The sequence below is a fragment of the uncultured Fretibacterium sp. genome (genome assembly GCF_938040765.1).
In the GTDB taxonomy this organism is placed as follows: domain Bacteria; phylum Synergistota; class Synergistia; order Synergistales; family Aminobacteriaceae; genus CAJPSE01.
This window is the reverse complement of the sequence record NZ_CALIAA010000060.1, coordinates 1-7,458: the sequence shown is the minus strand read 5'-3', so window position 1 is coordinate 7,458 and position 7,458 is coordinate 1. Positions and strand designations below refer to the sequence as shown.

General features: G+C 66.0%; 9 protein-coding genes. 2 read left to right on the top strand and 7 right to left on the bottom strand.

Going from position 1 to position 7,458, the window contains the following annotated elements; genetic code table 11:
* Positions 1–207: proton-conducting transporter membrane subunit (locus Q0176_RS02365; RefSeq protein WP_299298892.1), on the top strand; the 207-nt coding region annotated here is incomplete at its 5' end.
* A 338-nt stretch (positions 208–545) separates the two neighbouring features.
* Here the strand turns inward: Q0176_RS02365 and Q0176_RS02360 are convergent.
* Positions 546–752 (bottom strand): DUF3847 domain-containing protein, encoded by a 207-nt coding sequence (locus Q0176_RS02360; protein WP_299298890.1) that lies wholly within the window; start codon positions 750–752, stop codon positions 546–548.
* Between the two features lie 14 nt (positions 753–766).
* Positions 767–982 (bottom strand): LLM class flavin-dependent oxidoreductase, encoded by a 216-nt coding sequence (locus Q0176_RS02355; RefSeq protein ID WP_227127664.1) that lies wholly within the window; start codon positions 980–982, stop codon positions 767–769.
* A 436-nt stretch (positions 983–1,418) separates the two neighbouring features.
* Here Q0176_RS02355 and pseC point away from each other — a divergent pair, with 436 nt between their 5' ends.
* A complete protein-coding gene (gene pseC / locus Q0176_RS02350; protein ID WP_299298886.1) occupies positions 1,419–2,582 on the top strand; it encodes a UDP-4-amino-4,6-dideoxy-N-acetyl-beta-L-altrosamine transaminase in 1,164 nt (387 codons plus the stop codon).
* 26 nt (positions 2,583–2,608) lie between these two features.
* Here pseC and Q0176_RS02345 read toward each other — a convergent pair whose 3' ends face one another.
* The 5 genes from Q0176_RS02345 to Q0176_RS02325 form a co-directional block, all read right to left on the bottom strand.
* Positions 2,609–3,061: a hypothetical protein gene (locus tag Q0176_RS02345; RefSeq protein WP_299298883.1), complete on the bottom strand. Its 453-nt coding sequence runs from the start codon at positions 3,059–3,061 to the stop codon at positions 2,609–2,611.
* Between the two features lie 30 nt (positions 3,062–3,091).
* Positions 3,092–4,447, bottom strand: a complete 1,356-nt coding sequence (gene hydA, locus Q0176_RS02340) for a dihydropyrimidinase (RefSeq protein WP_299298880.1) — start codon at positions 4,445–4,447, stop codon at positions 3,092–3,094.
* A 140-nt stretch (positions 4,448–4,587) separates the two neighbouring features.
* Positions 4,588–5,412 carry a zinc transporter ZupT gene (gene zupT / locus Q0176_RS02335; protein ID WP_299298877.1) on the bottom strand — a complete coding sequence of 275 codons (825 nt, stop codon included), beginning with the start codon at positions 5,410–5,412 and terminating at the stop codon, positions 4,588–4,590.
* Entirely contained in the window at positions 5,390–5,992 is a 603-nt protein-coding gene (locus Q0176_RS02330; RefSeq protein WP_299298874.1) for a flavin reductase family protein, read from the bottom strand. Before Q0176_RS02330 ends, zupT begins: the two co-directional genes overlap by 23 nt.
* Positions 5,993–6,050: 58 nt before the next feature.
* Positions 6,051–7,334, bottom strand: a complete 1,284-nt coding sequence (locus Q0176_RS02325) for an amidohydrolase (RefSeq protein ID WP_299298871.1) — start codon at positions 7,332–7,334, stop codon at positions 6,051–6,053.
* Positions 7,335–7,458 lie beyond the last annotated feature (124 nt).

Genomic DNA, 7,458 nt, shown 5'->3' with positions numbered 1-7,458 from the left:
GGCAAGAGAATTTACGCCGCGGTGAAATTTTTTATCTACACCTTCCTAGGCTCGATGTTTCTACTCGTAGGGCTCGTAGCGATGAGCTATTTCTATCACGAGGCTACGGGCGAGGACCATCGTCCGCATATCGTCCTGGTGATGAACTTCACGCCTCCCACGGCAGAGCGCCCCGCGCCCCGGCTGACCACCTTCGCTTCCAGATGATAAATTGCCATCGTTCGTTCACCTCGTTTTCTTTTTTCTGTTTCTCTTTCGTAAAAGAGAAAATGGACGGGCAGAACGCCCGTCCATCTCTGCGACAAAGCTGCCGGTGGCAGGTTTGCCCAATCGCGCAGACGATGACAGCAGCGCCAGCAGGTGCTGTGGCATTGTCTGGCGGCTCCCGCAGGTGCCGCAATCCCCCTCGGAGAGCGCACGTGCCCGACCAACAGGAGGGCTACCACCGCCTGCTTTAGCAGGTGGTGAGCAAGTGCGCCCCCTTCGCCCTTCGGGAGAAAAAAGAGGGAGGCCCCCCGGTTCCCTGGAGACACCTCCCAACGGATTCAATCGTGCTGCGGCAGCTTCTGTACCAGATAAACCTCCAGCGCAGACAGCTCCATCGTCCGCATCTCTGGCAGCACCTTTTCCAGAACCGCGCCCTCCTGAATAAGCCTGCGCGTTCGCTTCTTTCGCTCCTTGACGCGATCCCGTGCCTGCGCTTCCTCCAATCGGTGCTGTGCCTGCAACAGCTTCTTTCCTGCATCCGTCATATGAAAAATCCCCCTTATCTTCGTTTCTGCCAGACGATCTCGTAGCCCAGCGCGTCGGCAAGCTGGACGGCTTCGACATAGCGCAGGGATTCCCGCTGGAGCTTATTGGACAGGTTAGATACGCTGTCAGACCAGCCGTGTTCGTCCCGCAGCAGATCAACGGCCTCCTGCATGGTCATTCCCTGACGGACGATGTACGACTTGATTTCATTTCTCAGATTGGATTTCATCATTTTTTACCTCCATATTTTCGTGTGCAGAGACGGATCACTGGATATCCCAATATTTCTCCATCCATGCTTTTCCGCGGTGAGACGCAGCTTTTAAGGATATTTGTGAAGTAGCTTGGGGGAGCGGCCGGGCAAGAATGGCCGCCCCCTTTCGTCTTGATCGGCGCTTCCTTGAAGGAATGTCCCGAGGCATCCTGTATAAAAATGTGGGGCCATCCCGTACCCCTGACGATGCCGGGCGTGTCGGCCGGTACCCTTTCCTGTGCCGTCTATCTCTGGCTGCTTCCGGTCTGTTGCATATTTACGAGGCGGCGGTGGTTCAGGAGCGGAGGGTGACCCTACGGCCCGGTGCCCCAACGGATGCTACAATAAACGGAGCCGGGGCGGCCCGGTGTGCTGGGATGTGTCTTCCTTGAACTCGGGAGGGGGATTTAGCGTGAACACCAAGAACTTGTCTTACGGGCGGCAGTGGATTGACGACGACGACATCGCGGAGGTCGCCAAGGTGCTGAAGGGCGACTGGCTCACCCAGGGCCCGACCGTGGCGGCATTCGAGAGGTCCCTGGCCGATTACGCCGGCGTGAAGCACGCGGTGACGTTCGTCAACGGAACGGCGGCGCTGCACGGGGCCATGGCCGCGGCGGGGCTGGGGCCCGGCGATCGGCTGCTGACCACGCCCATGACCTTTGCGGCGACGTCGAACTCCGCGCTCTACGTGGGGGCCGAGCCCGTCTTTGCGGACATCGAGCCGGGCACCCTCTGTCTCGACCCCGTCAAGGCGGAGGCGAAGCTGAGGGAAGTTGAGGAGGCGAAGGAGGGCCGGGTCCGGGCCGTCGCGCCCGTCAGCTTCGGCGGATATCCATTCGCCATGGAGCCGTTCCGAAGGCTGTCGTCCGAGCACGGGCTGGTCCTGATCGAGGACGCCTGCCACGCGCTGGGCGGCGACCGGGGCGGGCACAAGATCGGCTTCGACGCCGACATGACCGTCCTGAGCTTCCATCCCGTGAAGCACATCACGACCGCCGAGGGCGGGGCCGTCCTGACTCGAAGCGACGAGTACGCTCACGCGCTCCGGCTGTTCCGCAGCCACGGCATCACGAGGAACCCCGAGGACTTCGAGGAGGCCCCCGAGGGGCCATGGCACTGCGAGATGCAGACTCTGGGGTGGAACTATCGGCTTACGGACCTGAATTGCGCCCTGGGGCTCAGCCAGATGCGCCGGCTGGATGCCTTCGTGAAGCGCCGCCGGGAGATCGCCGCTCTTTACCGGGAGCTGCTGGCGGACGTCCGGGGGCTGACCCTGCCCCCCGCGCACGAGGGGCACGCCTACCACCTGTTTCCCATCCAGGTGGACGCGGAGGCGCGCGGGCCCCTTTTCGCCCACCTCGCGGAGAACGACATCAGGCTCCAGGTGCACTATTCGCCCGTCCCCCTGCATCCGTACTACAAAAAGCGGTTCGGCTACAGGTGGGGCGACTTTCCCGAGGCCGAGCGCTACTATCGGGGCGCAATCTCCCTGCCGATGTTCCCGCTTCTCGAGGACTCGGACGTAAAGCGGGTCGCGGACTGCATCAAGACATTTCTGGGCCGGGGCTCATAGCGGCAGCGGAGCGGGCCCCTGAGCCGCTACAGCCGCGTGCTCTGGCTCAGGGCCCTTCGCCCTTCGTTCCTCCGGACCCGTCCCTTGAGCTTCTCGAACTCCTCGGCCAGCTGCCTTCGTTCCTCAGCGGGGACGCCCATGCCGCCGAGGAGCGCGTTCAGCCGGTCCTCCAGCTGGGCCACCTCCATGGAGGAGGGGGGCATCGTGCGCCCGATCCGCTTGAGGCCGTTCAAAGCCTCCTCCGCGACGAAGAGGGCCAGCCGCGCCTCGATGCCGCCCTCGGGCTCCGCCGGCATCTCCTCGGGGGGCTCCTCGCGCCGGCCGCGTTCCCTCTGAGAAAAGAGCAGGAACATCCCCGCCAGAAGCAGGAACGCCCCCCCGGCCGACGGGCGGTCGAGGTAGAAGAGGTGTCCCGCCTCGATGCCGCAGAGCATCCCCGCCGCAAACAGAATCCATCGCTTTGTCCCTTCCCATGTCATCGCCGTCACCTCGCGTCGCGTCCGACGGCCTCAACGCGCCAGGAAAAGACCCCGGCCCGGCCGGGCCGGAAACGTCCCCTGGCTGTAGACGAGCTCCCCGCGGGAGTACGTCCGCTCGATCCTTCCCCGAATCGTCCGTCCCTCGTAGGGCGAGAAGTCGCAGCTCGAATGAAGCGTCCCTGCGGAGACCGTCCACTCCGCGGCCGGGTCCAGGACCGCGACGTCCGCGTCGGCCCCGGGCAGCAGGCCGCCCTTCCGCGGCCAGAGCCCGTAACGCCTTGCCGCAGCGGCGGCCGTTCTCTCGGCCAGGCCGCTGAGCGTGAGATGTCCTCCCAGGACGCCCTCGGAATAGGCCAGGGGCAGCATCAGCTCCACGCTGCCCATTCCGTAGGGCAGTCGGTCGAACGCCCCCTTCCACTCCTTTTGAGCGCAGGTGAAGGGGCAGTGGTCCGTGGACAGGAAGTCCACGTCCCCCGCCGCAAGGGCGTCCCAGAGCGCCCGGCGGTCCCCGTCCCCGCGAAGCGCCGGCGAGGCGGAGTAAAAGCGTGCGTCCGGCCGGCCGTAGACCTCGTCCGTCAGCAGCAGGTAGTGCGGGCAGGTCTCCGCCGTCACGTCCGTCCCTCTGCGGCGCGCCTCCCGAACCTCCTCCAGCCCGAGCGCGGAGCTCAGGTGCATGATGTGGACCTGCACCCCGGCTCGGTCCGCCAGCCAGACGACCTCGTGCACGGCCGAGGCCTCGCAGAGGTCGGGCCTCGAGAGCCCGAGCGCCGTCATGCGGGCCTTCTCCGAGTCCTCCATCAGAGCCAGCCGCGCCTGGATCAGGCTCTCGTCCTCCGCGTGGACCGAGGCCACGGCCCCAAGCTCCGCGGCCACCCTCATGGACTCGAAGAGGGGACCGTTCTCCGTGCGCCGCCCCGAGGCGGCGTAGGCCGTGAAGAACTTGAAGCTGCGCACGCCCCGTTCCGCGACCTCGCGCATCTCGTCGAGCCGTGCGGGCGTCCAGCCCACCATCTCCGCGTGGAATCCGTAGTCGATGACCGACGGGGCCGCCGCCTTCAGGCGGGCGGAGAGGTCGTCGACCATCGTCGTCTCGCGGCTGCCCACGGTGAAGTCGAGGATCGTGGTGACGCCTCCGGCCGCCGCCGCGCGCGTGCCCGTCAGGAAATCGTCGCAGGAGCGAGTTCCCCCTACGGGCAGCTCCATGTGGACGTGGGGATCGATCGCCCCGGGCAGCACCAGCTTGCCGGACACGTCTACCGTCTCGGCGGCCGGACCGTCCAGTCCGGATCCCAGCGCGGCAATGCGCCCGCCCCTCAGGGCCAGGTCCCCGGCGAACACGTCGTCGGGCAGGACCAGCATACCGTTTTTCAGAAGAACGTCGTACATTCGGCAACTCCTTCCAGCGGAAGACGCACCGGTCGAGCCCCTCCCGCAATCCCATACCGCTTTGGGGAATCCCTCCGCACTCCGCACCATGATAGCCTATGGAGAAAGCCGCCCCTCGGAGCGTGCGGAGAAGGTGGAGACTAAAGGAAAAGCAGCAGGCTGACCGCCATCACGGCCATTCCGAAGATCATGCCGCAGATCGAGACATGGTGCTCCCCGTATTTGCGCGCGGAGGGCAGAAGCTGGTCCACGGAGATGAACACCATGATCCCGGCGACCCCCGAAAAGATCAGGCCAAAGAGCACCCCGTTCAGGAACGGGGCCAGGATCAGCCAGGCGAGCAGCGCTCCCAGGGGCTCCGCGATCCCCGACAGAAACGACAGACTGAAGGCGCGACGGCGGTCCCCGGTGGCGTAGTAGATGGGCACCGAGACCGCGATTCCCTCCGGTATGTTGTGGATCGCTATGGCCACGGCGATGGGAATGGCCAGTTGAGGGTCGTGCAGCCCCGCCATGAAGGTGGCGATGCCCTCGGGGAAGTTGTGGATGGCGATGGCCAGCGCCGTCAGTATCCCCATGCGCATCAGGGCGTGCTGCCGTCCCCTCTCGCCGGCGTCGCCCCGGATTTCCTCCACGCGGTGCAGCTCGTGCGGGTTTTCGTGGGAGGGAACGAACTTGTCGATCAGCATGACGACGATCATGCCGCAGAAAAAAGCGATCACGGAGAGCCATGACCCCAGCTTGTCCCCTACGGCTCCGACCAGCTCGGACCTGGCCTTGGTCGTGATCTCCGTCATGGAGACGTAGATCATCACCCCCGCGGAGAACCCGAGGGAGAAGGCCAGGAAACGGGTGTTGGTCCGCTTGGCGAAGAAGGCGATGGCGCTGCCTATCCCCGTCGAGAGCCCGGCGAACAGGGTCAGCCCCAGGGAGAAAAGCACGCTATGAAGCTCTGCCGTTTCCATCGTTCCCCTTTCCGGGCAGGAAGCGCCTGCCCACGCCGAAGCCCGGCGCGATGCGGGGGCTCAGTCCGTAGTACCCGTCCCCCGGCATGAAGACCAGCGGGTCCAGCTTGGCCGACTCCGGGCGCCCCCGGTCGTCGAGCGCCGACTCCTCGGCCATGCAGGAGACGATCCGCCCCACGAACAGGTCGTGCGACCCGACGGTGAACGTGTGCATCAGCCGGCATTCGAAGCAGAGGGGAAATTCGGCGACCAGGGGGAGCCCCAGCTCCGGACCGGGCTCCAGGGTCAACCCCGCGAGGGTGAACTTGTCGTATCTGCGGCCCGACACGATGCCGCAAAAATCCGTCTCGTCCACGTGACGTTTCGAGGGGACGCAGACGCTGAACGCCCCGCGTTCGGTGATGGCCGCGTGGCTGTATCGGTCCGGACGGACCGATATCTGGATGGCGGGCGGCTCCGAACAGCAGACGCCCACCCAGGCCAGCGTGACGAGGTTGGGCCGCCCCTCCGCGTCCGTCGTCCCGGCCAGGACGACGGGCGTGGGAAAGCCGGCCGTTATCGGACCAATGTTTTTCTTCATCATCCTACCTCCGTAAGGGTAACGCAAGTACTTCGGGGGAGGCGCCCCCGAACCCCGACTATTTCGAGCTCAACAGGCCCTCCGTGATGGCCGCGACGGCCCGGACCCCCTGGATGATGCTGCGCTCGTCCAGGTCGAACCTGCCGTTGTGGTGCGGCGCGGTGATGTCCGAGCCCAGCGCCATGTACGTGGCCCGGCCGCCCTGCTCCTGGACGCGGCGCATCATCCACGTCGCGTCCTCACTGCCCCCGGCCCGGACGGTATCGACGACCTCTCGGAAACAGTTCAGGGCCAGGACCGACTCCTTCGCCCTCGCGACGAGATCCTCGTCCCCCGAGGCCGTGGTGCCGGCCCCGGCCTTCACCAGCTCGACCGTCGTGCCGTACATGGCCGCCGCGCCGTTCAAAACCTCGACGGCGCGTGCGTAGACGTAGTCGGCGATCTCCTGGTTCTCGCCCCGGGTCTCCACCTTCATGTCCGCGTGCTCCGCTATGACGTTGCGGCCCGTCCCGGCGTTCAGCACCCCGACATTGACCCGCATCACCCCGTCCCGGTGCGGCGCGATGGCGTGAAGTCCCAGCGCCGCCGTCGCCGCGGCCAGCAGGGCGTTGCGTCCCTCGTGCGGCGCACCCGCCGCGTGGGCCGGTCGGCCCGTGAAGTGCGCGTCGAGCTTCGTCGTGCTGAGATACCCCAGGGAGTTCAGGCCAAACGTCCCGGACGGCACTCCGCCGCCGATATGCATGGCCAGGAAGTAGTCCGATCCGTCGACCACGCCCTTGCGCGTCATGGCGTAGGCCCCGCGGCAGCCCTCCTCGCCGGGCTGGAAGATCAGGCGCACGGTCCCGTTCAGCAGTCCCTCCCTGGCCGTCAGCACCTCGGCCACACCCAGCCCGATGGCCGTGTGGGCGTCGTGCCCGCAGGCGTGCATCAGATGCGGGTTGACGCTGGCGAACCCCTCCCGGGCGGGCCGATGGTCGGGCGAGGTGTCCTCGTCCACCTCCACGCAGTCGATGTCGAACCGCAGCGACACGACGGGGCCGGGACGTCCGGTGTCCAGCACCGCTACGACCCCGGGATAGCGCCGCATCGCCTCGATCCACGCGAGGTTGCCGCCCTGCGTGACCGCACGCCCGATGTGCCGGTCGATCTCCTCCTCCGAAGGGCGCCCCATGACCGCAAAGGTCTCCACCGTGTCCAGGCCAACCCTGGGCTTGCAGCCCAGCCGCTCCAGCCGTTCCACGATCAGCGACGACGTTCGGAATTCCGTCCAGGCCGCCTCGGGATAACGGTGGAGGTCCCGCCGGATGTCGATCAGGTCCCGCTCCAGTTTCCTCCAGTCCATTGCGCTGCCACCTCCCCTCCATACTTTAGCACGATCTGCCCCTTTTCTCCCCCGGTCGTCCGCCCGGGGGACGGACTTCATCCGGTCCTTCTCGTTTAAGGCCCTAAAGGAGGCGCGGGAAAAC

Excerpts from the sequence above, each read along its gene's own strand:
- Q0176_RS02360 (WP_299298890.1), bottom strand. The coding sequence starts at position 752 with ATGACGGATGCAGGAAAGAAGCTGTTGCAGGCACAGCACCGATTGGAG.
- Q0176_RS02355 (WP_227127664.1), bottom strand. The coding sequence starts at position 982 with ATGAAATCCAATCTGAGAAATGAAATCAAGTCGTACATCGTCCGTCAG.
- Q0176_RS02345 (WP_299298883.1), bottom strand. The coding sequence starts at position 3,061 with ATGACATGGGAAGGGACAAAGCGATGGATTCTGTTTGCGGCGGGGATG.
- hydA (WP_299298880.1), bottom strand. The coding sequence starts at position 4,447 with ATGTACGACGTTCTTCTGAAAAACGGTATGCTGGTCCTGCCCGACGAC.
- zupT (WP_299298877.1), bottom strand. The coding sequence starts at position 5,412 with ATGGAAACGGCAGAGCTTCATAGCGTGCTTTTCTCCCTGGGGCTGACC.
- Q0176_RS02330 (WP_299298874.1), bottom strand. The coding sequence starts at position 5,992 with ATGAAGAAAAACATTGGTCCGATAACGGCCGGCTTTCCCACGCCCGTC.
- Q0176_RS02325 (WP_299298871.1), bottom strand. The coding sequence starts at position 7,334 with ATGGACTGGAGGAAACTGGAGCGGGACCTGATCGACATCCGGCGGGAC.